The sequence below is a fragment of the Catellatospora sp. NPDC049609 genome (genome assembly GCF_040675365.1).
GTDB lineage: Bacteria > Actinomycetota > Actinomycetes > Mycobacteriales > Micromonosporaceae > Catellatospora.
In genome coordinates this window covers 14,794-39,873 of record NZ_JBFAOU010000054.1, presented here as the reverse complement: position 1 = coordinate 39,873, position 25,080 = coordinate 14,794, and the positions used below count along the sequence as shown (strand labels likewise).

Genomic DNA, 25,080 nt, shown 5'->3' with positions numbered 1-25,080 from the left:
GAGCCGATGTCACCCGGTTATCAGAGAACGGCCGATCAGAATCGATGCGGCCGGCAAGCGTTGGCGTGTCAGGCGAGCGCGGGCTCGGGCGTCGCTTGTGGAGCGGGAGCCATCCGGCGGATCTGCGCGGCCCGCGCCTCACGCCGCCGCGCCGCCAGCAGGTGCCCGGCCGCGCCCGCCAGACCCAGCGCGCCGCACACCACCCAGTGCCAGGCGTCGAGGTGCTGCAGGCTCCAGCCTCCCACCGACGGCGCGACGAACCCCGCCGCCGGAAACACCAGGAAGAACACGCCCTGGTAGCGCCCGCGCAGCGCGGTCGGCGCCAGCTCGGCGATGATCGATGCGTTCGGCGGCGCGGCGAGCATCTGCCCGACCGTCCACACCGACGCCGCGGCCAGGTAGATCCAGAGCCGGTCGGCCAGGAAGACGGTGCTGTACCCGACGGCGAGCAGCACGAACGCGGCGGACAGCACGACCGCGTGGCGGCGCGCCCCGATCAGCCGCGGCACGAACAGCTGCCCCACCACGATCATCGCCCCGCCCAGCGAGACGACCATGCCGTACGCGGACGGCCTCAGCCCGTCGCCCTCCATCGCCAGCTGCAGGATCGACTGCCCCTGCACGGTGAGCAGGGCCAGGACGAAGGTCAGCCCGACGAAGGTCAGGAACACCCGGTCGCGCAGCACCACGCCCAGCCCGCCCCGCTCCGCACCGGCCGGCCGCGCCCGGTTGATCGGAAACAGCCGCCGCGGCCCCGCATCCGGGGTGCGCTCGCGGCGCAGCGTCTCCGGCACCAGGCGCCAGACCAGCACCGCCGTCACCGCGGTCATGCTCGCGTCGATGAGGAACAGCGCCAGGAAGCTGAACTCGGCGATCACGCCCGCCAGCGCGGCGGCGATGGCGCCGCCCATGTTGAACGCCCAGAACTGCAGGTTGAACGCGCGCGAGCGGTCCGCCTCGGGCAGCACGTCGACCACCGCCGCGACCGTCGCCGGGCCGGGCAGCGAGTGGGCCAGCCCGGTCGCCGCGGCCAGTACCGCGATCAGCCAGATCGGCCGGGCCAGGCCCAGCCCGACCATCAGCACCGCCGCCGTGCTGGTGCCCGCGAGGTAGGTGGCCTTGCGGCCCCAGCGGTCGGCCAGCACGCCGCCGAGCAGGGTGCCGCCCGCGCCGCCCGCGCCGTACGCCCCCGTCACCAGGCCGGCCACGGCCAGCGTGGTGCCCCGAGCCGTGGTCAGGTACGTCGGGAGCAGCAGCAGGCCGAACGCACCGACGCGGTTCACCAGCATCGCCGAGAACAGCATCCAGAAGGTGCGGGGCAGCCCGCCCACGGTCTGGCGTACGAACCTCATGCCGTCCTCACATCGCCTGCAGTGCCGCCGCCCGCCGCTCGCGGGCCGGACCCGACCAGAGCTGTCCCGCCGCTGCGACGACGGCGATGGCGCCGCAGCTCAACCACAGCACCTCGTCACCGAGATGCTGCTGCACGTACCCGCCGAGCACCGGCGCGGCGAATCCGGCCACCGACCAGGACAGCGACATCACGCCCTGGTAGCGCCCGCGCATCGCGGCCGGGGACAGGGCCGCGATCAGCGTGGAGTTCGAGGGTGAGTTCAGCATCTCGCCCACCGTCCAGACCAGCACCGTCACCGCGTAGAACGCGGCCGTGTCGGCGAACGCGGTGAGGCTGAAGCCCAACCCGATGATCAGGGAGGCCGCGGCGAGCACCTTCGAGCGGTCGTACGACCTGATCAGTTTGGGGATGAACAGCTGCCCGCCGACGATCAGGATCCCGTTGAGCGCGATGACCAGGCCGTACTGCTGCGCCGGGATGCCGTCGCCGGTCATCGCGATGGGCAGCGTCGACAGGTGCTGCATGAACACGAAGGAGATCAGCACGTTCAGCGCGACGAAGCCGAGGAAGACCCGGTCGCGCAGCACCATGCCCAGCCCCACCCGCTCGACCGGCGCGTGCGGCGCCGCCGCGGGCCGGGCCCGGCGCGGCTCGCGCACCTTGAGCAGGATGAACAGGAACGGCGCCAGCGCGCTCGCCGCGTCCAGCAGGAAGATCAGCTTCGGGTCGGCCGAGGCGACCAGGCCCGCCAGCATCGCCGCGACGGCGAAGCCCACGTTGACGGCCCAGTAGTTGAGCGTGAACGCGCGCAGCCGGTCGCGCTCGGGCACCACGTCGACCATCAGCGCCTGGAACGCGGGCCGGGCGCTCTCGGCGACCACGCCGAACAGGAACGTCAGCGGCGCGATCACCCAGAAGCCCTGCGCGAACGCCAGCGACGCCAGCAGCGCCACCGCGCCCAGGTGGGCCACCAGCAGCGTCGGCCGCCGCCCGATCCGGTCCGCGGCGACCCCGCCGACCAGCGTGCCCACCGCACCGCCCGCCGCCCACAGCCCGAGCACCAGGCCCGACTGCGACGGGCTGAACCCCTGCACCGTGGTCAGGTAGATGGTCAGGTAGATGACCACGAACCCGCCGGCCCGGTTGATCAGCGTGCCGACCCACAGATACCAGAACGTCGCGGGCAGCCCCCCGGCCGTCTCCCTGAGCCAGCCGCCCACCCCGGCGCGGCCCGCAGCCGGACCGGGGTCGGCCGCGGTGTCACGCGGTTGCGGTGGCAAGGGTCGCTCCCTCGGTGGTCTTGGGGTCCTGCAGGGCGCGGGCGCGGCGCTCGCGGACGGGGCCGCTGAGCAGCTGGCCGATCGCGACGGCGACGCCGAGCGCGGCCAGCACCAGCCACAGCGTGGCGGGCGGGGCGTGGTCGAGCAGCAGGCCGCCGAAGATCGGCGCGACGAAGTTGGCGGCGGTGAAGCCCATCGAGGCGACGCCCTGGTAGCGCCCGCGCATCTCGGGCCGGGACAGGTCGGCGATGAGGGTGCCGTTGACGGGAGCGTTGAGCATCTCGCCCGCGGTCCACACCACCACGGTCAGCATCAGCGCCGGGACCGTGCCCGCGATGGAGACCGCGCCCATGCCCAGGCCCACCAGCAGCGCCGACAGCGCGAGCACCCGGCTGCGGTTGCGCCCGGCGATCAGCTTGGGCACGAACAGCTGGAAGGCGACGATCATGATGCCGTTGACCGCGATCACGGTGCCGTAGTCGGCGGCCTCCAAACCGCGCTGGTGCATCGCGATCGGGATCAGCTTGCAGGCCTCGATGATGATCCACAGACCGAGGTTGAGCAGCACGAACAGCATGAACACCCGGTCCCGCAGGACCATCATGATGCTGCCCTCGACCGGGGCCCGGTGGGGAACGGTCGCGATGCGCGGCGCTGCGGCCGCCGCGCCACCCGCGCCGGCGAGGCCGGGCACGACGGCCCTGACCGGCTGCGTCTCCGGCACCCGCCAGAACACGATCGCCGCCATCACCAGCTGCGCGGCCGCGTTCAGCAGGAACACCGTCAGGTGCGGGGTGCGCGACAGCACGCCGGCCAGCACCGCGGCGAACGAGAAGCCCAGGTTGATCGCCCAGTAGTTGAGGTTCATGCCGCGCAGCCGCATGGTCGGCCCGAGCACGTCGACCATGGTCGCGGAGAAGGCCGGGCGGCCCAGGCCGTTCCAGAAGCCGTACACCGCGGCCAGCACCGCGACGGTGAACCGGTCGAACACGAAACCGAGCGCGATCGCGGTGGCGGCCAGCGCGACGTTGGACAGCAGCAGGCTCGCGCGGCGGCCCCAGCGGTCGGCCAGCACCCCGCCGACCAGCGAGCCCAGCGCCATGCCACCGCCGAACAGGCCGAGCACCAGACCGGCGAAGGTGGCGGAGAAGCCGTACTCGACCACCATGTGGATCTCGAGGTACAGCATGACGAACGCGCCGGTGCGGTTGATCAGCGTGCCGGTCCACAGATACCAGAAGGTCTTCGGTAGTCCACCCGCCGTCTGCGCCAACCAGCCCCGCACGCCGCACCCCTGTAATGATTCGGATCGCCCCAGTGCCTTACAACCTAGGGGTGCGGTACGACGGAAGTCACCTCGAATATCAAGTGTTGGTCATCACGGTGCCGCACCGGCGGCTCGGCGCCCGCTCCGCTGCGCTGCGCAGTCGTTCGCCCCTGGCGCCACACGGCGGCTCGGCGCCCGCTCCGCTGCGCTGCGCAGTCGTTCGCCGCGAGGGGCTGGTCACAGGCACTTGACCGGCATCGGGGAGGATGTCAGGCATGGTTGGAACACTGGTGCTGCTGCGGCACGGCTACAGCGAATGGAACGCCAAGAACCTCTTCACCGGCTGGGTCGACGTCGACCTGAACGCGCAGGGTGAGGCCGAGGCGCGCCGCGGCGGCGAGCTGCTCAAGGAACACGGACTGCTGCCCGACGTGGTGCACACCAGCGTGCTGCGGCGCGCCATCCGTACCTCCGAGATCGCGCTCAACGCCGCGGACCGGTCCTGGATCCCGGTCGCCCGCAGCTGGCGGCTCAACGAGCGCCACTACGGCGCCCTGCAGGGCAAGGACAAGAAGCAGACCCTGGAGGCGTACGGCGAGGAGCAGTTCATGCTGTGGCGCCGCTCGTACGACACCCCGCCGCCGCCGATCGCCGACGACGACGAGTTCTCGCAGGTGAGCGACGCGCGGTACGCGCTGCTGCCGGACGAGCTGCGGCCGCGGACCGAGTGCCTCAAGGACGTCGTCGCCCGGATGCTGCCGTACTGGTACGACGCGATCATCCCGGACCTGCACGCGGGCCGGACGGTGCTCGTGGTCGCGCACGGCAACTCGCTGCGCGCGCTGGTCAAGCACCTGGACGGCATCTCCGACGAGGCGATCGCCAAGCTGAACATCCCGACCGGCATCCCGCTGCGCTACGACCTGGACGAGAACCTGCGCCCCGTCACCAAGGGCGGCACCTACCTCGACCCCGAAGCCGCCGCCGAAGCCGCCGCCGCCGTGGCCAACCAGGGCCGCTGACCCCTAGATCATCCGACTTGCCTGGCACATGGGGCTTAGCGGCCCCAAGATACGCACGGGTGCCAGGCAAGTCGGGCGATCTTGGCGGGTGACACGGGGGCAGACATGCCGGTGGCCGGCGGCGACGCTCACCCCCGTTAGCGTCGCCGGCCGGCCGACCGGTCTCAGGTGGCGGGCCGTCCCCCAACGGCGATGTGCCACCCATCCCCCGGCGCATCACTCGGCGCCACAACCGATAAATGATCAGCTGGGCCATCCCCCGGGTTTCATCGAGCGATGCGCTTGAAGAAGACGCTACGCCGCTGGTCAAGTAGCCGTCCAGTCATTTGCGAACCTCATTCGCAACAGTGGGTGACTGTCTCCACTACAGATTGCTACCGTCTCCCAGCTTCCGGATCAGTTCGAGCCGGGTACGCACGCCGAGCTTGCGGTAGATGCTCGCCAGGTGGGTCTCCACGGTCCGCTCGCCCAGCACCAGCGCGTTGGCGATCTCGCGGGCGGGGGACCCGCGCAGCGCCCAGACCAGCACTTCGCGCTCGCGGGCGGTGAGCCCGGCCGCCGGGCCGGGGCGGGCCGCGGCCGCGCCCGTCCAGCCCCGCAGCGCGCGGTCGGCGGCGTCGGCGGTGGCCGGGTCGACCGCCTGCCCGGCCGCCAGCGCCCGGCCGGCCGCCGCGGCATCCGGCACCCCGCGCAGCGTGGCCAGCTCCGCCGCGGCCCGCAGCGCGTACCAGCGCACCAGGGCGGTCGGCCGGACCTCGCCGAGGGCGGCGAGCCGCTCCAGCAGCGCCGTCGCGCGGCCGTGCTGCCCGCGCCGGACCGCGTCCACCGCCGCCACGTCGTACGCCCGCGCCAGCAGCTCCTCGTCGCCCAGCGCGACCGCCTCGCGTACCACCTGGTCCAGCTCGTCGCCGACGACCAGCAGCGCCTCGGCCACCGCGCGCGGGTCGCCGCCGGTGCGGGCCAGCTCCAGCGCGCGCCGCGCCAGGTCAGTCCGGCCGGTCTCGTCCGCCAGCCGCGACATCAGGCGCGCCGCCGAGGAGTGCTGGTCGGGCGGCAGGCCGGTGGCCGGCAGGGTCGCGCAGGCGTCGCGCAGCGCGGCCACCCGCACCGGATCGGGCGGCGGCACGGCGTCCCCGGCCAGCGCACCCAGGCTCGGCCGCGGCCCCAGGCCCAGCGCGGCCGCGGCGACCAGCCCCGGGTCGGCGGCGCGCAGCCCCAACCGGAGCGCGCCGGTGAGCGAGGCCCGCCCCGCGTCGCGCGCCCCGGCGCCGGTCGCGCCCCGCAGCCGGGCCGCGCCCGCCGCGGCGAGCAGCCGGCCCGACTGCGCCGGATCCCAGCCCGCCCGGCCCGCGAACAGCGCCGCCTGGGCGAAGTACCCCGCGGCCAGGTCGTAGGCGGCGTCCTCCAGCGCGGCCGCGGCGGCCGACGCGGCGGCGGCGACGGCGGCGTCCAGCCGCTCCCGCCCGCCCAGCGCGGCCGCCTCGGCGGCGTGGTACGCCAGCTCCTGCACGGTGGTCGCGCGGACGCCGCCCAGCGCACCCAGCCGGGCCAGCACCTGCGCGACGCGCTCGTGCAGCTCGGCCCGCTGCCGGGCGCCCAGCGTGTCGTAGCAGACCTCGCGGCCCAGCGCGCGGACGAACGCGTACACCTGCGGGCCCTGCTCACGGATCAGGCCCGCCATCACGCCGTCGTCCAGGCCGCCCAGGACGTCCCGGTCGCCGCACACGCCCTCGAGGATGGACAGGTCGAACTCGCGCCCGATCACCGCGGCCGCGCCGACCACGGCGCGGCTGTCCGGGCTCAGCGACAGCATGGACACCCGCGCCGGGTCGGCCAGCTCGTCCGGCCACCGCAGCGGCACCCTGTGCAGTCCGTCCGCGTCGGTGTCCACCTGGTCCAGAATCGCGTCCAGAACTGTCGGGTCCGCGTCGGTACGCCGCAGCAGCTGCTCCACGAGCCGCGGCGCCACGGGCCGCCCGGCTCGCTGCCGCAGCAGCTCAGCGGCCTGTTGATGGTCCACGACCGCCTCCTGTCTCCGGGTCGGTACGCAGCAACCCCCGCGGCAAAGTTACGTACTCGCCGCGATGTGCGCACTCCCCCGGCCGACCTAGCGTGATGGCACCACCGCCCCCGCGCGACATCCCAGCGAAAGGGAGTCCTGCAATGTCCCAGTTCCGCGATCTCATCGCCAGGATGGCGATCGACCCGGAGTTCGCCCGGCACGCGCGGGCGCACCCGGACGCGGTCGCAGCCCAGTACGGTCTCACCCCCGACGAGACCGAGCAGCTGCGCGGCCTGGCCGACGCCTCCGCCTCGTCCGGCCCGACCTCGCTGGGCGCCCGGCTCTCCAAGTCCGGCTTCGGCGCGGGCGGCCTGGCCGGCCTGGTCTCCGACCTCACCCCGGACCTGCCGGACCCGACCGACCTGCTGCCCGGCGAGACGCCGACCCCGCCGCTGGACCCGACCGACCTGCTGCCGACCGGTGCGGACGAGCCGACCGCCCCGCTGGAGGTGCTGCCGCTCGATCCGATCGACCTGATGCCCGCCGACGACGACCCCGCGCCGCCGCCCCCGGCCCTAGACCTGATCAAAATCCCGGACCTGCAGCTGCACCCGGACAACCCGTTCCCGGGCGGGCTCGACGTGCTCGAACCGCCGTACGACTTCCCGGACCTGCCGCCGGTCGACCCGGACCCGGACCCGCCGCTGCCGCCGTACGACCCGCCGTACGACCTGCCCGACTTCCCGATCTTCGAGCTGCCGGACTTCGACCCGGTGGACCCCGCCGACCCGGCCGAACCCGCCGAACCCGCCGAGCCGGCGGAGCCCGCCGAACCTGCGGAGCCCGCAGCGCCCGCGGAGCCGGCCGACCCGGCGCCGGCTCCTGCTCCGGTCATCAACCCGGACCCCGCGCCCGCGTCGCCCGCGCCCGACGCGGACCCCGCGCCGGTCACCCCCGACGCCGAGCAGTCCGGCCCGGTCGTCGTGGTGGTGCAGTCCGGCGAGGCCACCGGGCCTGCGGCAGGCGCCGACGCGGCCCAGGCCGGCGAGGCTGCGAGCGAGGACGGCATCGGCGGCACGGAGCTGCTGATCGGTGGCGCCGGGCTGGCCGCGGGCGCTGCCGCCGGCGGCATCGCCGGCGCGGTCGCGGGCAAGATCTTCAAGTCCGACGAGGACCAGGCGGGCGGCCCCGCCACCGCCTGATCCCGTCCCTGAACCTGCCGGGCAGCCGGGGGTGTGCACCCCCGTCGCATCCCCGCTGCCCGGCAGCCTCCCACCGGATCCGCTCACCATCCCGGCCCGCGTCACCCGACCGGCCGGCCGCGCGGGACAGCGCTGCACGAGCGACCCGCGCACTGATGGTCACCCCCCACCCAGTGCAAGGGAGTCAGTGCGATGTCCCAGTTCCCCGACCTGGTCGCCAGGATGGCGGCGGACCCCGGGTTCGCCCGGCTCGTCCGGGCCGACGTCGACGCCGCGGCCGCCCGCCACGGCCTCACCCCGGACGAGACCGAGCAGCTGCGCGGCCTGACCGACGCGGCGGCGGGCGCGGGTCCGACCGCGCTCGGCCCGCGCCTGTCCCGGTCCGGCATCGGCACCGGCGGCCTGGCCGGCCTGATCAGCCCGACCGACCTGCCCGCCCTGGACCTGCCCACCGGCGATGACACTCCGGACGGCGGCGGGCCCGGCGGGGTCGAGGAGATCGGCCCGAAGCAGGACGACCCGGCGCCGCCGCCACAGCTCACCCAGCTCGGATCCGACGACGGGCCGAGCGGGCCCGACGACGGGCCGGGCACCGTGCCCGGCGGCGGCCCCGACGGCGGCAACGGCACCGAGGAGATCGGGCCCAAGCAGGACGACCCGGCGCCCCCGCCGCAGGGGCTGGAGATCGGGCCCAAGCAGGACGATCCCGCGCCACCGCCGCAGCTGTTCGAGTTCGGTCCCGACGGGCCCAGCGGACCCGACGACGGGCCCGGCACCGGACCGGGCGGGCCGGGCGGCGGTCCCGGCGACGGGTCGACCGGCCCCGGCCTGCTGCTGCCCCCCAGACAGAACGAGATCATCGCGCCGCCGGAGCTCTTCGGCTTCGACCCGGACGGCCCCAGCGGACCCGACGACGGGCCCGGCGTGCCGCCGATGCCTCAGCCGATGAGCCTGGAGCTGCCCGAGCTGCCCGAGCTGCCCGAGCTGCCCGACGGCGACCTCGGTCCGGACCTGCCGCCCCTGCCGCTGCCCTCGCCCGGCGACGGCGTCCCGGCGGACGTCCAACCGGTCGTCCTGGGCCTGACCGGCCCGCTGTCGGACGAGGACGGCGACGGCGTGCCGCAGGCGATCGACGTCGACGACAACGACCCGTCGGTCGGAGTCCCGCCCATCCTGCAGGACACCGACGGCGACGGCATCCCCGACGCGCACGAACCGGTCGTGCCGCCGCCAGGCGCCATCGAGCTCATCCCCGGCATCGACTGGACCGGTCTCGGCCTGCCGCCCGTGCCGGGCGACGGCGAATCCGGCGAGGGCGAGCCGGCCGGCTCGTTCGGCCGCGACTACCTCTGGGAGAGCCTGCCGTTCGGTGACCTCGACCGTGACGGCATCCCCAACGACATGGACAACAACGACGAGAACCCGGACACCACCGCAGAGCCGCTCGGCGACAACGATCGCGACGGCGTCCCGAACGTGTCGGACCCGACGCCGAACGGCAACCCGGTCCTGGTTCCGGGCATCCTCGACGTTCTCGACCCGAGCATCTTCGACCGGATTCCCGACGGCATCCTCACCCCGCCCGGCGGAGAGACCGGGGGCACCCCACCCGGCGGCGAGACCGGCGGCGCGACGCCTCCCGGCGGCACACCCCCGGGTGGCGCGACCGGCGGTGCCACGCCCCCGGGCGGCGAGACCGGCGGCGCCGAAAGCGGCGGGGGCACGCCTCCCAGCGGCGGTGAGACCGGCGGCGGAACGACTCCCGGCGGCACACCGCCGGGTGGCGGGACCGGTGGGGGTACACCGTCCGGCGGCGGTGAGACGGGCGGCGGCACCTCCGGTGGCACCAGCCCGGCCGGCGGCGCGGCAGGTCCCGTCGGGGTGGCTCCGGCCGGACCCGCGGCGGGCGAGCAGCCCGCGGGGGTCGCGGTCATCCAGGTCACGCCGGACCCGGCCGAGCAGGCCGGCCAGCCGGCAGCCACCACCGGCGTCGCCGTGGCACCGCCCGCCGCGGAGGCCGCGGCAGCCGACGCCATCGGCGCGCAGGAGCTGCTCATCGGCGGTGCCGGCCTGGCGGCGGGCGTGGTCGCGGGCGGCGTCGCCGGTGCCGTGGCAGGCCGATCGCTGAGCGGGAAGTCCGATGACGACACGGTCGCGGGCGGCCCTGCCGCAGCCTGACCGACGCCCGGACGGGCGGCCGGCGGACATGGTGCCACACATCCCGCCGGCCACCCGGCCGACGTCGGCCGATACGGATGATCGGATCACCGTCGTAAAGCAGTCAGCTGAGAGCATGCGGCCGATCGGCCGCCTATGATTCGGCTCGCCGCATGGCCACCCACCCCTTGAAAGGCCGAACGATGCTGTGCCACGCATGCCACGTGCACCTGCGGCGGGACTACCCGTACTGCCTGCACTGCGGCACGCTGCGCAAGGGCGCCAAAGTGGACACGTTCGCCGCGCCGGAGCTGCGCTGGGCGGACGCCGGGGGCGAGCGGGTGCTCCCGCTGGTCAAACCGGTCACCACGATCGGCCGCAGCACCGACAACGACATCGTGATCAACGACGCGAGCGTCTCCCGCCAGCATGCCCGGGTGGTACGCACCGCCGACGGCTTCCACCTCGAAGACCTGAACTCCTTCAACGGCTCCGCGGTCGCCGGGCGGGTGTTCCACGGGGACTGGCGGCCGCTGCCCGACGAGTCAGAGCTGCACGTCGGTGACGTGCCGCTGCGGTTCGCGCAGCCGCGATCGGCCGCGATCGGCTCGAAGACCATGGTGCGCGGCGTCGAGCACAGCATCCTGCTGCCCGAGGCGCAGCCCGCCGACCAGGCGCCGACCGCGACCGGGCCGCTCAGCGCGCGCCCGCGCCGGCGCAGCGGCTGGGCGCTCAAGCAGGTGCCGGACATGCGCGGCGAGCAGCAGTGGGTGCTGCGCAACACGCGTACGGGCCAGTACCTGCAGCTCGACGAGCGCGACGTGTTCCTGTGGCACCAGCTCGACGGCGAGAACACCGTCCGCGACCTGCTCTTCGCGTACGCGCAGAAGTACGGCGAGCTGGCCCTGCCGCGCATCGAGCGCACCCTGCGCACGTTCGCGGCGCTGGAGCTGGTGCGCGGCGTGCACGGGCAGCGCGAGGCGGAGAAGCCCCCGCTGATGAAGCGGATCGGCCGGGCGGTGCTGAAGACGCTGCTGCGCATGGAGGTGTCGGTCGGCGGCCTGGACGGCCTGTTCGGCCGGATGTACCGCGGCTTCGGCTGGCGCTTCTTCACGCGTACCGGCGTGTTCGGGCTCTGGGTGCTGATCGTCGGCGGGATCTACACGATGGCCGTCGCGAGTGGACACCAGAACCTGTTCGACCTCAACGGGGCCGGGTTCGCGGGGGCGGCCGCGATCGCGGTCGGCTACCTCGTCGCGCTGGTCATCCACGAGTCGGCGCATGCGCTGGCGGTGAAGTCGTACGGCCGCACGGTCACCCGTGGCGGGTTCATGCTGATGATGGGCATGCCGTTCGCCTTCGTCGACACGTCGGACATGTGGTTCGGCACGCGCTGGTCGCGCATCGTGGTGACGCTGTCCGGGCCGCTGTCGACCGCGGGCGTCGCCGGGATCTGCGCGGCCGTCGCGGCGTACGTGCCGCAGCCACAGGTCTCCGGTGTGGCGTACCAGCTGGCGTTCGGCCTGTACCTGAACACGCTCTACAACCTCAACCCGCTGATGCCGCTGGACGGCTACCAGGCGCTCGCCGACGGGCTGCGGCTGCCGCGCCTGCGCGAGGAGGCCTCGGCGTACTTCACCAAGGGCATCTGGTCCGATCTCAAGGCCGGGCGCCGGCCGGGCATCAAGCAGCTCGGCATGGCGGCGTACGGCTTCACCGCCGTCGTCGGCACCGGCCTGTTCGTGCTGCTGGCCTTCCTGGCCTGGCGCGACCGCCTGGGCGGGCTCGTCGAGGAGTACCTGCCGCCCGGTATCGACGTGCTGGTCATCGTGCTGGCCATCGGGCTGATCATGTTCCCGATCTGGTACCGGTTGGGCCGCAAGCTGATCAGTCTCATCAAATCCCGGCGTACGGCCGCGACGGCGGAGGTGACCGCGTGAACGAGCAGGAGTGGGTCGTTCCTGGCTACACGGAGATCCGTGAGCTGGGGCGCGGTGCCTCGGGCACGGTCGTGCTGGCCCAGCACGACACGACCGGGGTGCAGGTCGCCATCAAGTACCTCGCCGTCCACCTGCGCGGCGACGAGACGTTCATCCGGGCGTTCCGCGCCGAGGCGCGCGTCATGTCCGAGGTGGACTCGCCGCAGGTCGCCCGGCTCTACGAGTACGTCGAGGCGCCCGGTGGCGCGGCCATCGTGATGGAGCTGGTCGACGGCGTCGCGCTGCGCGCGATCCTGCGCGAGCAGGGCCCCACCGAGCCCGAGGCGGCCCTGGTGGTGCTGAAGGGCTCGCTGCTCGGCCTGGCCGCCGCGCACGAGCGCGGGGTGGTCCACCGCGACTACAAGCCGGAGAACGTGCTGGTCAACGGCGAGGGCCAGAGCAAGCTCGCCGACTTCGGCATCGCCGCCCGCAGCGGCCGGCAGGGCCCGCTGGCCGGCACGCCGTCGTACATGGCACCCGAGCAGTGGGCCGGCGCGCCCGCCAGCCCGTCCACCGACATCTACGCCGCCACCGCGACGTTCTTCGAATGCCTGGTCGGGCAGCCGCCGTACCGCGCGCCCGGTGACCTGCAGGGCCTGCGGCTGCAGCACGAGCAGGCGCCGATCCCCGCGGACCTGGTGCCGGAGGCCATCCGCGGCCTGGTGCGCCGGGGCCTGGCCAAGGACGCCAAGCAGCGGCCCAAGGACGCCACGACGTTCCTGCGCGAGCTGGAGGCGGTCGCCGGAGCCGGGTACGGCCCCGAGTGGGAGGAGGAGGGCCGCAGCAAGCTGGCCCGCCGGGCGCTGCTGCTGGCGCTGCTGTTCCCGCTCGCGGCGGTGCAGGCGAACGCGACCGCGGTGGGCACCACGATCCTCGGCCTGTCCCGCAAGGCGTTCACCGTGCTCGCCGCCACCACGATCACGCTGGTGCTGATCCTAGGCGGGGTCGGCGCCGCGGCGCTGTGGCCGGAGCCCGCCTCGCTGCCCACGCCGCTGCCCAGCGCCACCGCGGACGTGTCCCCGACGGCCGAGGCGTCGCCGTCGCCCTCCCTGTCGCCCAGCCCGTCGCCGTCGCCGAGCGAGTCGCCGTCGCCGAGCCCCTCCCCGTCGGACGACCCGCAGCCGAGCCCCAGCAAGAAGCCCTCCCCGAAGCCGTCCCCATCACCGTCCCCATCGCCGACGCCGACCATCTCGGTGCTCGTCCTGAATCTGGACCGCCAGACGATCTGTGCGCTCAAGGCCTGCACCCAGTACATTGCTGCCGGCGCCACGTTCCGGGCTTCGGGGACCGGCACGGCGCGGCTCTACATCCAGTTCTTCCAGTCGAACGACGGCAAGAACCAGGGCGGGTCGGCGGCGAATGCGACGTCCAAGGAGTTCACGATTCCCAGCGACAGCCCGTACAACTACAGCACCTCGATGCCGATAAGTCAGGCCTGCGCCCGCGATGCCAACGGTGCCTACTATTACTCGATCGTGAAGGCCTGGATGGTCGTCGGAGGCAGGACTGTCATGTCGGACACGAAGTCGATCTACTGCGGGATCATCGTCGAATGAGCACCTCGATCGGGGACAAGTACACGGTGCTGGGTGAGGGGCGTCCGGGACGCCTGGGCACCTGGCACACCGTGTCCACCGTGGACGGCAAGCGGCGGGGCGGGCTGCGGCTGGAGGACCAGCGCCTCACCGACGCGGCCGCGGCCAGGCGCCTCGCCGACTCGGTGCGCGCGGTCAACGGGCTGCGGCTGCCGGGCCTGCTCAGCGTCATCGACCAGGTGGTGGACAGCGGGCGCACCTGGCTGATCACCAACGCCGCGCCCTCCCCCACCGTCGCGCAGGCACTCGCCGCCGGCACGGCCCTCGACCCCGCCGTGGCCGCGCTGATCGCCACCGACACCGCGCAGACGCTGCTGCGCCTGCACCAGGCGCAGCAGGCGCACGGTGACGTGAGCCCCGAGTCGGTGGTGCTGAGCGCCTCCGGCGCGGCGCTGCTGGCCGAGCCGGGCTGGTCCCACGCCGTCGCGGGCACCGCGGCCGGTCCGGGCCACGACGCGGCCGGCTGGGCCAGGTTGCTGAACCGGCTCGCCGACTCCTGCGCGCACGCCGACACGCAGCACGTGCTGCGGCAGGCCGCGCAGCAGGTGGAGGCGGTGGGCGGCAGCGCCGGCCTGACCGCCGCGCTGACCGGGCTGAGCGCCGACACACACCGCGTGCCCGGCTTCGGTGACCGCGCCGGGGTGAAGGCCCTGGCCACCCGCCTGCAGCCCGCCGTGCCGCGCCCGGTGTCCGCGCCGCCCGCGCCCGCGCCGCCGCCGCAGCCTCCCGCCGCGCCGGTGTCCGCCGCGCCGCACGCTCCCGTCTCCGACGACACCGTGCCCGCCTTCCCGGCAACGGCTCCGGCGTTCCCCGCGCCCGCTCCGGCGTTCCCGCCCGGGGTCACGCCGACCGGCGAGGAGACGGTGCAGCTCGCCGAGGGTTCGCACTCCGGCCCGCCGGTCGTGCCGGCCCAGGCGCCGCCGGGTCAGCGCCCGGCGCCGCCGACCGCGGTCATGCCCGCCGTCGCGCCGGACGGCGCCACCCGGCTGGGCAGCCGCGCCGCCGAGGACCAGCGCAAGTCCGGGGCGTACCAGCAGGGCCGGGCGGTCCCGCCGGGACCGCAGCAGGACGTGAACCTGCGCTTCGGCCAGGGTGTGCCGCCCGCGCCGCCGGCCTGGCAGATCGCCGCGGCCCAGGCGGCGCCGCAGCGGCCGCGCAAGAAGTCGTTCACCAAGCGGCTCATGGCGTTCCTCAGCGCGCTGACCACCGTCGTGCTGCTGGTGATCGCCGGGTACGTGGCGTGGAACTGGTGGCAGGAGCGCACCAACGCGGTGAAGGTGGTCAAGATCGCGGTGACCGCGGTGCAGCCGCCGACCACGGTGTGCGACGTGCAGGTGGACGTGGTCGGCACGATCGAGACCGACGGCAGCGCCGGCATCGTCACGTACGAGTGGCTGCGCAGCGACGGCCAGAGCTCCGGCGCCCTGGAACAGGCGATCAAGAAGGGCGAGCGGACCACCCAGGTCCACCTCTACTGGCGCTTCAAGGGCCAGGGCTCCCTCAACGCCACCGCCACCCTCCGCATCCTCCGCCCCCAAGTCCTCGAAGCCTCGACGAAGTTCACCTACGCCTGTAAGTGACCGCCGTATCCGGTCAGGATGTGAGGCGGGACCTCACCTCCTGACCGGAAAGGCCGATCATGCACACCACCCTGATCCAGGGCGACATCACGCGGCAGGACGTCGACGTGATCGTCAACGCGGCCAACTCCTCGCTGCTCGGCGGGGGCGGCGTGGACGGCGCGATCCACCGCCGGGGCGGGCCGGAGATCCTCGCCGAGTGCCGGGCGCTGCGCGCCTCCCATTACGGCCGCGGCCTGGCCACCGGCCAGGCGGTCGCGACCACGGCGGGCAACCTGCCCGCGCGCTGGGTGGTGCACACCGTCGGTCCCGTGTACAGCGCCGCCGAGGACCGTTCGGAGCTGCTGCGCGACTGCTACCGCAACGCGCTGCGCGTCGCCGGGGACCTCGGCGCGCGGACGATCGCGTTCCCGCTCATCTCCTCCGGCGTCTACCGCTGGCCGGCCGACGACGCCGTCCGCCAGGCCCTGGCCGTGCTGGACACCGCCGAGACCTCCGTCGAGCAGGCCACCCTGGTCCTCTTCGACGCCCCCACCTACGAGACCGCCCGCTCCGTCCGCGGCTGAACGCCCGGCTCGGGGCGGGCGGTCTCGGTTCAGGCGGGAGCGTCGTGCAGGGCGGCGGCCAGGGCGGCCAGGAACGCGTCGGTGACCGGCTCGGCGCGTACGGCCACCCGCAGCCAGTCCGGGCCGAGGCCGGGGAACGTGTCGCCGCGGCGGACCGCGTAGCCGAGTCCGCGCAGGCGCTCGCGCACGCCCAGGCCGTCGCGCACCCGGATCAGCACGAACGAGCTGGCCGGGGTGCCCGCCACGTGCACGCCGGGGATGCCCCGAAGCCCGGCGAGCAGGTGTTCCCGGCGTACCGCCAGCTCGTGGGCGATCTCCTCCTCGGCGGCCACCGCCCGCGGGGCCGCGCAGGCCGCGGCGGCGGCCAGCGCCGGGGTCGACACCGGCCACAATGGCTGCACGGCGGCGAGCCGGCGCACCAGCTCCGGCGCGGCCAGCAGGTAGCCGACGCGCAACCCGGCCAGTGCCCAGGTCTTGGTGAGGCTGCGCACCACGACCAGGCCGGGCAGGTCGCGCCGCGCGGCCAGGGAGAGCGGCTCGCCGGGGATCGTGTCGGCGAACGCCTCGTCCACCACCAGCACCCGGCCGGGCCGGGCCAGCTTCGCCACCGCCTCGGCGGGGTGCGCCACCGACGTCGGGTTGGTCGGGTTGCCGAGCAGCACCAGGTCGGCGTCGTCGGGCACCAGGGCCGGGTCGAGGGTGTACGGCTCGGGCAGCAGCACCCGCTCGACCCGGTGCCCGGCCGCCAGCAGCGCGGCCTCCGGCTCGGTGAACTGCGGATGCACCACCACGGGGTGGGCGGCGTCGCGCAGGGCCTGGGCGAGCAGCGTGAACGCCTGCGCCGCGCCCGCGGTGAGCAGCACCTCGCCCGGCTCGCGGCCGTGCCGGGCGGCGACCGCGGCCCGCGCGGCGGTGCCGTCGGGGTACGCGTCCAGCCTGGTCAGCGAGTCATGGATCGGCCCGGCCAGCCAGCCCGGCAGCGTCGCCTGCCGCACGTTCACCGCGAGGTCGACCAGCCCGGACGCGACCTCCACGTCCCCGTGGTGCCCGAGGTCGTAGGCCGTCATCCGCGCCTCCGGTTAAGAAGGTGCCCTTCCTCTACGTGTGGCGTTAAGAAGGTGCCCTTCCTTACCAGGATGGCGAGGGCGGCGGCGGACAGGCCGACCGCGGCGGACAGGGCCGTGGCGCGGCGGATGTCGCGGGCGCGGGGGCGGGGGCCGTCGCCGAGCTCGGGGCGGGTCTCGGAGCGGCCGAAGTAGACGTTGACGCCGCCGAGGCGTACGCCGAGCGCACCGGCGAACGCCGACTCGCACTGGCCCGAGTTGGGGCTGGGGTGGGCGGCGCCGTCGCGGCGCCAGATCCGGGCGGTGCGCCGGGGCGAGCCCGCCACCAGCGGTGAGGTGGCCGCGGCCAGCGCGGCGGTCAGCCGGGACGGCAGCAGGTTGGCGGCGTCGTCCAGGCGCGCCGAGGCGGTGCCGAACCGGGCGTAGCGCGGCGAGCGGTGCCCCACCATCGCGTCGAGCGTGTTGACGGCGCGGTAGCCGACCAGGCCGGGCAGCCCGGCGAGCGCGCCCCAGACCAGCGGCGCGACCTCGGCGTCGGAGGAGTTCTCGGCGACCGACTCGACGGTGGCGCGGGCCAGGCCGGTCTCGTCCAGGCGGGACGGGTCGCGGCCGCACAGGTGCGGCAGCCGGGCGCGGGCGGCGGCCAGGTCGCCGCGCTCCAGCGCTCCGGCCAGGATGCCGCCCTCCCGGCGCAGGCTGCGCCCGCCCAGCACGGCCCAGGTCGACGCGGCCACCAGCGCCGTACGCAGCACCGGCCGGTGCCGGGTGGCGCGCTGGGCGAGCACCGCCGCCGCGACGGGCACGCCGACCGCGAGCGCGGCGAACACGGCCCCGGCCCGGCGCGAGTCGGCGTACGTGTACCGCTCGACGACCTGCGCGAAGTTGCCGAACCCGGCCACCGGGTGCAGCCGGCGCGGGTCGCCGAACGCGGCGTCCAGCGCGACCCCGGTGAGCAGCCCGAGCGCGTCGGCCCGGCGGGCGGCGCGGCGCTCAGCCCGCCCGCGGGTCACGGCCCGGTTCCGGGAGCACGTCGGTGCCGGTGTCCAGCACCGCCGTGCCGCCGGGCACGGCGGGACCGTCGCCGGACGGTGCCGGGGCAGGGGCTTCGGCGCCCGCCGCGTCGGGTGAGTCCATGAGGTGGCGGAAGGCGCGCAGGTTGTCGGTGGGCTCGCCGCGGCTGATCCGCCAGCGCCACTCGCGCTTGATGGCGGTGCTGAAGCCGAGCTCGAGCAGCGTGTCGAAGGACTCGTCGGCGGCGGCCAGCGCCGCGCCGAGCAGCCGGTCCAGCTCCTGCGGGGTGACCGCGTCCAGCGGCAGCCGCCCGGTCAGGTAGACGTCGCCGACCGCGTCGATGGTGAACGCGACGCCGTAGAGCTTCGCGTTGCGGCGCAGCAGCCACGCCCAGACCGCCTCGCGGTTCTCGTCGGGCTGGCGCACCACGAACGCCTCCACCCGCAGGGCGTGCTCGCCGACGATGAGGTTCACGTTCGTCTTGAGCTTGTGTGTGCCCGGCAGGGTCACCACGTACGAGTGCGGGCCGGTGCGGTCCAGGGGCAGCTCGGCACACGCCTGCTCGATCAGCGCACAGGCCTCGGCGACCGTCGTCATCGGGCTCCTCGCGGGGTCGTCACCACCGGCCGCAGCCGGCGAGTTCCAGGTGCCGGCGGGACCGGTGCTCGGTCATCGCCTCACCATAGACGTCGAGCAGCCGGGCGGCCGTGTGGTCCCAGGAGAAGTCGTACGCGTGCTTGACCGCGCCCGCCGACAGCTCCGCGCGGCGGGCGGGCTCGGCGAGCAGCCGGTCCAGCACCCGGGCCCAGTCGGCGGCGCCGTGCCCGTCGACGAGCACGCCGCTGATCTCGTCGCGCACCGCGGTGACCAGGCCGCCGCGCGCGGCCGCGACCACCGGCGTGCCGCAGGCCTGCGCCTCCAGCGCGACCAGCCCGAACGACTCGTTGTGCGAGGGCACCGCGACCAGGTCGGCGGCCCGGTACACGTCGGCGAGCCGGTCGCCGGCCTGCGGCGGCAGGAAGCGCACCCGGTCGCGTACGCCCAGCGCCTCGGCCAGCTCGATGAGCGAGGTGGGGCGGTCCAGCCCGGAGCCGCTCGGCCCGCCCACGATCAGCGCGACGGCGTCGGGGTCGGACAGCTCGGCCAGCGCCCGGATGAGCACGTCGGGGGCCTTGAGCGGCTGGATCCGGCCGACGAAAGCCACGATCTTGGCACGCTGCGGCAGGCCCAGCCGGGTGCGGGCGGCCGCCCGGTCGGCGGGCTGGAAGCGGTCGAGGTCCACGCCCGGGGCGATCACGGCGACCCGCTCCAGCGGCGCGCCGTAGAGGTCGATCAGCTCGCGGGCCTCGGTCGGGGTGTTCGCGATGAGCCGGTCGGACTGCTCGACGACCTGCTCCTCGCCGACCACGCGGCCCATCGGCTCGGCGCGGTCGCCCTCGGCGAGCTGCAGGTTCTTGACCTTGGCGAGGGTGTGCGCGGTGTGCACCAGCGGCACGCCCCAGCGGTCCTTGGCCAGCCAGCCGACCTGGCCGGACAGCCAGTAGTGGGAGGCCAGCAGGTCGTAGTGGCCGGGTGGGCGGGACGCCTCGACACCGAGCACGCCGTGCGTGAACGCGCACAGCTGCGCCGGCAGGTCCTCCTTGGCCAGGCCCTCGAACGGCCCCGCGCTGATGTGCCGGACCGTCACGCCGGGCGCCAGCTCGGCGCGCGGCGGCAGGTCCCCGCCCGTGGTGCGGGTGAAGATCTCGATCTCCACACCCGCCTGGGCCAGGCGTTTGGAGACCTCGACGATGTACACGTTCATGCCGCCCGCGTCCCCGGTGCCCGGCTGGTGCAGCGGAGACGTGTGCACGGAGAGCGTGGCGATTCGCCTTGGCAGCTCGCGGGGGAGGGTACGAGTGCTCACAGGTCGATCAACATCCGCCGGGCCGTGACTCTTCCCGCTGCGGGCGTGACGAGCGTCGCAGCCCACGATCCGGGACGTCACGGCGCTTAGGATTCTGCTCATGTCAGACCAGAAGATCGCAGTCGTCTCCGGCGCGTCGAGCGGCATCGGCGCCGCCACCGCCCGGCGCCTGGCCGCCGCCGGCTACCACGTGCATGCCCTGGCCCGCCGCACCGACCGGGTCGAGGCGCTCGCCAAGGAGATCGGCGGCACGGCCGTGACCTGCGACGTCACCGACGACTACGCCGTCGCGGAGTACGCGGCCACGGTGGACCGGCTGGACCTGCTGGTCAACAACGCGGGCGGCGCGATCGGCGCGGACCCCGTCGCCAGCGCGAGCGTCGCCGACTGGCAGGCGATGTACGACGTGAACGTGCTGGGCACCCTCCGCCTCACCAAGGCCCTCCTGCCCGCCCTGATCGCCTCCGGCGCGGGCACCGTCGTCACCGTCAGCTCCACCGCCGGCCTCATCGTCTACGAGGGCGGTGGCGGCTACGCCGCCGCCAAGCACGCCCAGACCGCCCTGGTCGAAACCCTGCGCCTCGAACTGTGCGGCGACCCCGTCCGCGTCGTCGAGATCGACCCCGGCATGGTCAAGACCGACGAGTTCGCCCTCAACCGCTTCGCCGGCGACGCCGCCCGCGCCGCCTCCGTCTACGCCGGCGTCGACCACCCCCTCACCGCCGACGACATCGCCGCCTGCATCACCTGGACCGCCCAACTCCCCCACCACGTCAACATCGACCGCATGGTCGTCCGCCCCCTGGCCCAAGCCGCCCAACACAAAGTCCACCGCACCCCCACCCCCTAACCCCCCTTTTTTGGGTTGATCATGAACTTATGGCACGGTTCGACGGCGTGTCGCCGGCATAACTTCATGATCGACGCGGCGGGAGGGGGCAGGCGGTGAAGCCGCAGGGGGAGATCACCAGGGGGACCACCAATCCGAACCGGCTGCGGCGGGTGGATCGGTGGATCGCGTGGTGGTGCGAGGACGCGCTGGCGGCGGCCGGGGAGCCGCTGGTGGTGGACCTGGGGTACGGCGCCACGCCGATCACGGCGGTGGAGCTGCGGGCGCGGCTGGCGCGCGTACGCCCGGATGTCAGGGTCGTGGGGTTGGAGATCGATCCGGCGCGGGTCGCGGCGGCCCAGCCCGCCGCGGACCCGCCCGGCCTGACCTTCGCGCGGGGCGGGTTCGAGCTGGCCGGGCTGCGGCCCGTGGTGGTCCGGGCCTGCAACGTGCTGCGGCAGTACGACGAGAGCGCCGTCGCCGCCGCCTGGACCACGATGACGGCGAACCTCGCCCCGGGCGGCTGGCTGATCGAGGGCACCTGCGACGAGCTGGGCCGGCTCGGCAGCTGGGCGGCCCTGCCGGCCGGGTCGGCCACCCCGGTCTCACTCACCCTGGCGGCGAAGCTGGCCACCCTGGAGTCGCCGGCCACCTTCGCCGAGCGCCTGCCGAAGGCCCTGATCCACCGCAACGTGCCGGGCGAGCCGGTGTACGACCTGCTCCAGGCGTTCGACGAGGCGTGGCGGCACGCGGCGCCGCTGGCCGTGTTCGGTCCCCGCCAGCGCTGGCTGGACGCCGTGTCGCGGCTGCGCGCGGCGGGCTGGCCGGTGCTGGACGGCCCGGCGCGCTGGCGGCTCGGCGAGGTCACGCTGCCCTGGCCCGCCGCCCCTCCTGCGTCATGAGCAGGCCCCGTCCGAGCCGTTGTCGCAGGCGGGACGGAGTTTCGACTACGCGGTGTTGATCCCTCCCGGGACCGACGGTCGTTACGTCCGTTATGAACCTGAATGCGGAATTCTCCGCGTTGCTCGCCTACGGGCACCAGCTCAACGGCCTGCGCCTGGGCCCGGCCGTCCTGCTCGGCTTCGGGCTGCTCCTACTCGGCGTGTTCCTGCTGGTCCTGGCCGTCGTCGTGGCCCGGCGGTCGGCCGAATGAACCGCGGCGAGCTGATCCGCCTCCTGCTGCTCTTCACCGTCTGCGGCGGCCTCGGCTGGCTGACCGGCGGCCTCCGCCGCCGCGACCACTGACCGGCGTTAGGAAGGTGCCCTTCCTCTACCGGGAGAGTGAAGAAGGTGCCCTTCCTTGCGGGCTAGAGCTCGCAGTTGACCAGGACGGGTTCGGGGCGGAGGGTGACGCCGAAGCGGTCGTGGACGCCGTCGCGGATCTCCTCGGCCAGGGCGAGCAGGTCGTGCGTGGTGCCGCCGCCGGGGTGGGTGAGAGCCAGGGTGTGCTTGGACGAGATCGCCACGGGGCCGCGGGTGTAGCCCTTGGCGAACCCGGCGCGCTCGATCAGCCAGGCCGCGCTGACCTTCATCACGCCGTCCGCGCCGGGCCAGGCCGGGGGCTCGGCGTCGACGGTGCGCCGGTTCAGTTCCGCGTACGCCGCGGCGCTGAGCACCGGGTTGGTGAAGAACGAGCCGACGGAGCGGGTGTCCGGGTCGCCCGGGTCGAGCACCATGCCCTTGCCGCGGCGCAGCCCGAGCACGGCCTCGCGGGCGTCGGCCAGCGACACCCGGTCGCCCTCCGCCACGCCGAGGGCGCGGGCCAGCTCCGCGTACGCGACCGGGCCGGACTTCGCGTCCCGGCGCAGCCGGAACGTCACGTCGAGCACCACCCAGCGGTCGGTGTACTTGAAGATGCTGTGCCGGTACTCGAAGCGGCAGTCCTCGGGGGCGAACACCTGCACCTCGCCCTCGGTGCGGTCGTACACCGTCACCGACTCGATCGTCTGCGAGACGTCCTGGCCGTAGGCCCCGACGTTCTGGATCGGCGTGGCGCCGGTGGCGCCCGGGATGCCGGACAGGCACTCCACGCCGGAGAACCCGTCGGCGACGGTACGCATCACGAAGTCGTCCCACGGGTGGCCCGCGGCGACGCGGACCGACACGTCGTCGCCCTCCTCACCGACCACGTCGACGCCGGAGGAGCGGATGAGCAGGACGGTGCCGGGGAAGCCCGCGTCGCCGACGACGACGTTGCTGCCCCCGGACAGCAGCAGCAGCGGTTCGCCGGACCGGGTCGCGTCCTGCACGCAGGCCACGATCTCGTCCGCGGAACCGGCGGTGACCAGCCTGCCGGCCGGGCCACCCAGCCCTAGGGTGGTCAGGTCGGCGAGTGCGGGGCGGGCGAGGCTATTGTCAGACACGTCACCACACTAGTGCCGCCACAGTTCCCGAATGACCAGGTGGGGAAGACGCGATGAGGACGAGGCCATGAGAGCGCACGGCACCAAGGAACTTTGGCTCGACGCGCTGCGTGCCGACGCGGCCGCGTTCCGCGCCGTCGCCGGCGAGGCCGACCTGACGGCCGTCGTGCCCACCTGTCCGGACTGGACCGTGCTCAACCTGGTCCACCACCTCGGCGGGGTGTACCGCTGGGTGCGCAGCCACGCCAGCCGCGGCGTCACCAGCGCGCCCGATCCGGCGACCCGGCGGCACGACTACCCGGGTGCCGACGAGACCCTGGCCTGGTTCGACGAGGAGGCCAAGGGCCTGATCGAGCTGCTCGACGCGCTCGACCCCAACATGCCGGCGTGGAACTGGGCGCCCCAGGCCAAGATCGCCCTGTTCTGGCACCGCCGGATGGCGCACGAGACCGCGGTGCACCGCTGGGACATCCAGATGTCGCAGGGCATGGCCGAGCCGCTCGACGACCACCTCGCCGTGGACGGCATCACCGAGGTGCTGGACAGCTGGCTGCCCGCGGGCAAGCGCAAGGGCCCCACCGACCGGTACGGCGTCGTCCAGCTCACCGCGCCCGAGGAGGGCCAGGAGTGGTTCGTCCGGCTGCGCGGCGAGGGCATCGCGCTGCTCGACACGGACACCCTGCTCGACGCCGACGGCCCGGACACCCGCGTGCACGCGTCCGGCCCGGCCAGCGACCTGATGCTCGCGCTGTGGGGCCGGATCGGCTTCGACACGCTCGAGGTGAGCGGCGACGAGTCGCTGCTGGCCTCGCTGCGCACCGGCTGAGCGGGGCCCGCCATGCCCCGACCGACCCTGGAGCAGGTCGCGCAGCGGGCGGGGGTCTCCCGGGCCACCGTCTCGCGCGTGGTCAACGACTCCCCGACCGTCGCCGAGTCCATCCGCGCCGCCGTGCGCCGCGCCATCGACGAGCTCGGGTACGTGCCCAACCAGGCCGCGCGCAGCCTGGTCACCCAGCGCACCGACTCGTACGCGCTGATCCTGCCGGAGAGCCCGTCCCGGGTGTTCTCCGACGACCAGTTCTTCCCCGGCATCATCCGGGGCGTCAGCCAGGAGCTCGACTCCGCCGACAAGCAGCTGGTGCTGATGGTCGCGGGCTCGCAGGCCAGCCACGACCGGATCGAGCGGTACGCGCTCGCCCGGCACATCGACGGCGTGCTGATCGCCTCCATGCACGGCGCCGACCCGCTGCCCGGCACGCTGGCCCGGATGGGCATCCCGGTGCTGTGCGGCGGCCGCCCGCTCGGCCAGGTGCGCGTGCCGTACGTCGAGGTCGACAACGTCACCGGGGCCCGCACGGCCGTGCGCCACCTGCTGGAGACCGGCCGCACCCGGATCGCCACCATCGCCGGCCCGCAGGACATGGTCGCCGGCATCGACCGGCTCACCGGCTACCGCGAGGAGCTGCGCGGCTCCGACCGGCGCTCGATCGTCGCGGTCGGCGACTTCACCCGCGACTCGGGCGCCGTCGCCATGCGCCAGCTCCTGGAGGACGACCCCGACCTCGACGCCGTCTTCGTCGCCTCCGACCTGATGGCCCACGGCGCGCTCCAGGCCCTGCAGGCCGCCGGCCGCCGCGTCCCCGACGACGTCGCCGTGATCGGTTTCGACGACATCGCGCTGGCCCGCTACACCGAGCCGCCGCTGAGCACGGTCCGCCAGCCCATCGTCGGCCAGGGCCGCGAGATGGCCCGCCAGCTGCTGCGCCTGGCCGCCGGCGAAGCCATCGCCGACAAGGTCATCCTCCCCACCGAGCTCGTCATCCGCGGCACGACGTAGAAACCGCGCCTCACGGTAAGGAAGGGCACCTTCTTAACGCTTCGCGTAGATGAAGGTGCCCTTCTT

Annotated in this window: 21 protein-coding genes; 12 read left to right on the top strand and 9 right to left on the bottom strand. The window is 74.2% G+C overall.

Annotation, left to right across the window (positions count from 1 at the left end; genetic code table 11):
- Window positions 1–68 precede the first annotated feature (68 nt).
- The 3 genes from AB0J67_RS17415 to AB0J67_RS17405 are packed head-to-tail and all read right to left on the bottom strand — an operon-like array spanning window position 69 to window position 3,919.
- A complete protein-coding gene (locus AB0J67_RS17415; protein ID WP_363483147.1) occupies window positions 69–1,352 on the bottom strand; it encodes an MFS transporter in 1,284 nt (427 codons plus the stop codon).
- 7 nt (window positions 1,353–1,359) lie between these two features.
- Window positions 1,360–2,574, bottom strand: a complete 1,215-nt coding sequence (locus AB0J67_RS17410; RefSeq protein ID WP_363483172.1) for an MFS transporter — start codon at window positions 2,572–2,574, stop codon at window positions 1,360–1,362.
- A gap of 40 nt (window positions 2,575–2,614) precedes the next feature.
- Window positions 2,615–3,919, bottom strand: coding sequence for an MFS transporter (locus tag AB0J67_RS17405; RefSeq protein WP_363483144.1), 1,305 nt, complete (start codon window positions 3,917–3,919; stop codon window positions 2,615–2,617).
- Between the two features lie 257 nt (window positions 3,920–4,176).
- Here AB0J67_RS17405 and AB0J67_RS17400 point away from each other — a divergent pair, with 257 nt between their 5' ends.
- On the top strand, window positions 4,177–4,923 hold the full coding sequence (locus AB0J67_RS17400) for a phosphoglyceromutase (protein ID WP_363483141.1): 747 nt from the start codon (window positions 4,177–4,179) through the stop codon (window positions 4,921–4,923).
- A 364-nt stretch (window positions 4,924–5,287) separates the two neighbouring features.
- On the opposite strand, the gene AB0J67_RS17395 is transcribed toward AB0J67_RS17400, so the two are convergent.
- A complete protein-coding gene (locus AB0J67_RS17395) occupies window positions 5,288–6,943 on the bottom strand; it encodes a LuxR C-terminal-related transcriptional regulator (protein ID WP_363483138.1) in 1,656 nt (551 codons plus the stop codon).
- A 143-nt stretch (window positions 6,944–7,086) separates the two neighbouring features.
- Between AB0J67_RS17395 and AB0J67_RS17390 the strand changes: the two genes are divergently transcribed.
- The 6 genes from AB0J67_RS17390 to AB0J67_RS17365 all read left to right on the top strand — a co-directional run bounded on the left by AB0J67_RS17390 (window position 7,087) and on the right by AB0J67_RS17365 (window position 16,004).
- Entirely contained in the window at window positions 7,087–8,127 is a 1,041-nt protein-coding gene (locus tag AB0J67_RS17390; RefSeq protein ID WP_363483135.1) for a hypothetical protein, read from the top strand.
- A 192-nt stretch (window positions 8,128–8,319) separates the two neighbouring features.
- Window positions 8,320–10,305 carry a hypothetical protein gene (locus AB0J67_RS17385; RefSeq protein WP_363483132.1) on the top strand — a complete coding sequence of 662 codons (1,986 nt, stop codon included), beginning with the start codon at window positions 8,320–8,322 and terminating at the stop codon, window positions 10,303–10,305.
- 182 nt (window positions 10,306–10,487) lie between these two features.
- On the top strand, window positions 10,488–12,224 hold the full coding sequence (locus AB0J67_RS17380) for an FHA domain-containing protein (protein WP_363483129.1): 1,737 nt from the start codon (window positions 10,488–10,490) through the stop codon (window positions 12,222–12,224).
- Window positions 12,221–13,819: a serine/threonine-protein kinase gene (locus AB0J67_RS17375; protein ID WP_363483127.1), complete on the top strand. Its 1,599-nt coding sequence runs from the start codon at window positions 12,221–12,223 to the stop codon at window positions 13,817–13,819. The genes AB0J67_RS17380 and AB0J67_RS17375 overlap by 4 nt, the downstream gene beginning before the upstream one ends.
- Window positions 13,816–15,438: a hypothetical protein gene (locus tag AB0J67_RS17370; RefSeq protein ID WP_363483124.1), complete on the top strand. Its 1,623-nt coding sequence runs from the start codon at window positions 13,816–13,818 to the stop codon at window positions 15,436–15,438. Before AB0J67_RS17375 ends, AB0J67_RS17370 begins: the two co-directional genes overlap by 4 nt.
- A 59-nt stretch (window positions 15,439–15,497) precedes the next feature.
- Entirely contained in the window at window positions 15,498–16,004 is a 507-nt protein-coding gene (locus AB0J67_RS17365) for an O-acetyl-ADP-ribose deacetylase (RefSeq protein WP_363483121.1), read from the top strand.
- Window positions 16,005–16,033: 29 nt separating this feature from the next.
- Here the strand turns inward: AB0J67_RS17365 and cobC are convergent, their stop codons facing one another.
- The 4 genes from cobC to mshA are packed head-to-tail and all read right to left on the bottom strand — an operon-like array spanning window position 16,034 to window position 19,985.
- Window positions 16,034–17,071: an Rv2231c family pyridoxal phosphate-dependent protein CobC gene (gene cobC / locus AB0J67_RS17360; protein ID WP_363483118.1), complete on the bottom strand. Its 1,038-nt coding sequence runs from the start codon at window positions 17,069–17,071 to the stop codon at window positions 16,034–16,036.
- Window positions 17,068–18,078, bottom strand: coding sequence for a cobalamin biosynthesis protein (locus AB0J67_RS17355; RefSeq protein ID WP_363483115.1), 1,011 nt, complete (start codon window positions 18,076–18,078; stop codon window positions 17,068–17,070). The genes cobC and AB0J67_RS17355 overlap by 4 nt, the downstream gene beginning before the upstream one ends.
- Window positions 18,059–18,676, bottom strand: a complete 618-nt coding sequence (locus AB0J67_RS17350; protein WP_363483112.1) for a YbjN domain-containing protein — start codon at window positions 18,674–18,676, stop codon at window positions 18,059–18,061. The genes AB0J67_RS17355 and AB0J67_RS17350 overlap by 20 nt, the downstream gene beginning before the upstream one ends.
- A 19-nt stretch (window positions 18,677–18,695) precedes the next feature.
- On the bottom strand, window positions 18,696–19,985 hold the full coding sequence (gene mshA / locus AB0J67_RS17345; RefSeq protein ID WP_363483109.1) for a D-inositol-3-phosphate glycosyltransferase: 1,290 nt from the start codon (window positions 19,983–19,985) through the stop codon (window positions 18,696–18,698).
- A 100-nt stretch (window positions 19,986–20,085) separates the two neighbouring features.
- On the opposite strand from mshA, the gene AB0J67_RS17340 reads away from it, so the two are divergent.
- The 3 genes from AB0J67_RS17340 (at window position 20,086) to AB0J67_RS17330 (ending at window position 21,967) form a co-directional block, all read left to right on the top strand.
- Complete coding sequence (locus tag AB0J67_RS17340) at window positions 20,086–20,835, top strand: SDR family oxidoreductase (RefSeq protein WP_363483106.1); 750 nt, start codon at window positions 20,086–20,088, stop codon at window positions 20,833–20,835.
- Window positions 20,836–20,930: 95 nt separating this feature from the next.
- On the top strand, window positions 20,931–21,716 hold the full coding sequence (locus AB0J67_RS17335) for a class I SAM-dependent methyltransferase (RefSeq protein WP_363483103.1): 786 nt from the start codon (window positions 20,931–20,933) through the stop codon (window positions 21,714–21,716).
- A gap of 92 nt (window positions 21,717–21,808) precedes the next feature.
- The gene (locus AB0J67_RS17330; protein WP_363483100.1) at window positions 21,809–21,967 is read left to right on the top strand and encodes a hypothetical protein; all 159 of its coding nucleotides are present in this window, start codon (window positions 21,809–21,811) and stop codon (window positions 21,965–21,967) included.
- Window positions 21,968–22,121: 154 nt separating this feature from the next.
- On the opposite strand, the gene AB0J67_RS17325 is transcribed toward AB0J67_RS17330, so the two are convergent.
- The gene (locus AB0J67_RS17325) at window positions 22,122–23,177 is read right to left on the bottom strand and encodes a UDP-N-acetylmuramate dehydrogenase (protein WP_363483098.1); all 1,056 of its coding nucleotides are present in this window, start codon (window positions 23,175–23,177) and stop codon (window positions 22,122–22,124) included.
- Window positions 23,178–23,244: 67 nt separating this feature from the next.
- Between AB0J67_RS17325 and AB0J67_RS17320 the strand changes: the two genes are divergently transcribed.
- Together AB0J67_RS17320 and AB0J67_RS17315 are read left to right on the top strand one after the other, a co-directional pair.
- Window positions 23,245–24,003: a maleylpyruvate isomerase family mycothiol-dependent enzyme gene (locus tag AB0J67_RS17320; RefSeq protein WP_363483095.1), complete on the top strand. Its 759-nt coding sequence runs from the start codon at window positions 23,245–23,247 to the stop codon at window positions 24,001–24,003.
- A gap of 12 nt (window positions 24,004–24,015) precedes the next feature.
- Window positions 24,016–25,014, top strand: a complete 999-nt coding sequence (locus AB0J67_RS17315; RefSeq protein WP_363483092.1) for a LacI family DNA-binding transcriptional regulator — start codon at window positions 24,016–24,018, stop codon at window positions 25,012–25,014.
- Window positions 25,015–25,080: the final 66 nt, after the last annotated feature.

Bases quoted from the DNA above. Each gene is read 5' to 3' on its own strand.
- AB0J67_RS17415 (WP_363483147.1), bottom strand. From the start codon at position 1,352: ATGAGGTTCGTACGCCAGACCGTGGGCGGGCTGCCCCGCACCTTCTGG.
- AB0J67_RS17400 (WP_363483141.1), top strand. From the start codon at position 4,177: ATGGTTGGAACACTGGTGCTGCTGCGGCACGGCTACAGCGAATGGAAC.
- AB0J67_RS17390 (WP_363483135.1), top strand. From the start codon at position 7,087: ATGTCCCAGTTCCGCGATCTCATCGCCAGGATGGCGATCGACCCGGAG.
- AB0J67_RS17385 (WP_363483132.1), top strand. From the start codon at position 8,320: ATGTCCCAGTTCCCCGACCTGGTCGCCAGGATGGCGGCGGACCCCGGG.
- AB0J67_RS17380 (WP_363483129.1), top strand. From the start codon at position 10,488: ATGCTGTGCCACGCATGCCACGTGCACCTGCGGCGGGACTACCCGTAC.
- AB0J67_RS17370 (WP_363483124.1), top strand. From the start codon at position 13,816: ATGAGCACCTCGATCGGGGACAAGTACACGGTGCTGGGTGAGGGGCGT.
- AB0J67_RS17365 (WP_363483121.1), top strand. From the start codon at position 15,498: ATGCACACCACCCTGATCCAGGGCGACATCACGCGGCAGGACGTCGAC.
- cobC (WP_363483118.1), bottom strand. From the start codon at position 17,071: ATGACGGCCTACGACCTCGGGCACCACGGGGACGTGGAGGTCGCGTCC.
- AB0J67_RS17350 (WP_363483112.1), bottom strand. From the start codon at position 18,676: ATGACGACGGTCGCCGAGGCCTGTGCGCTGATCGAGCAGGCGTGTGCC.
- AB0J67_RS17340 (WP_363483106.1), top strand. From the start codon at position 20,086: ATGTCAGACCAGAAGATCGCAGTCGTCTCCGGCGCGTCGAGCGGCATC.
- AB0J67_RS17330 (WP_363483100.1), top strand. From the start codon at position 21,809: ATGAACCTGAATGCGGAATTCTCCGCGTTGCTCGCCTACGGGCACCAG.
- AB0J67_RS17320 (WP_363483095.1), top strand. From the start codon at position 23,245: ATGAGAGCGCACGGCACCAAGGAACTTTGGCTCGACGCGCTGCGTGCC.
- AB0J67_RS17315 (WP_363483092.1), top strand. From the start codon at position 24,016: ATGCCCCGACCGACCCTGGAGCAGGTCGCGCAGCGGGCGGGGGTCTCC.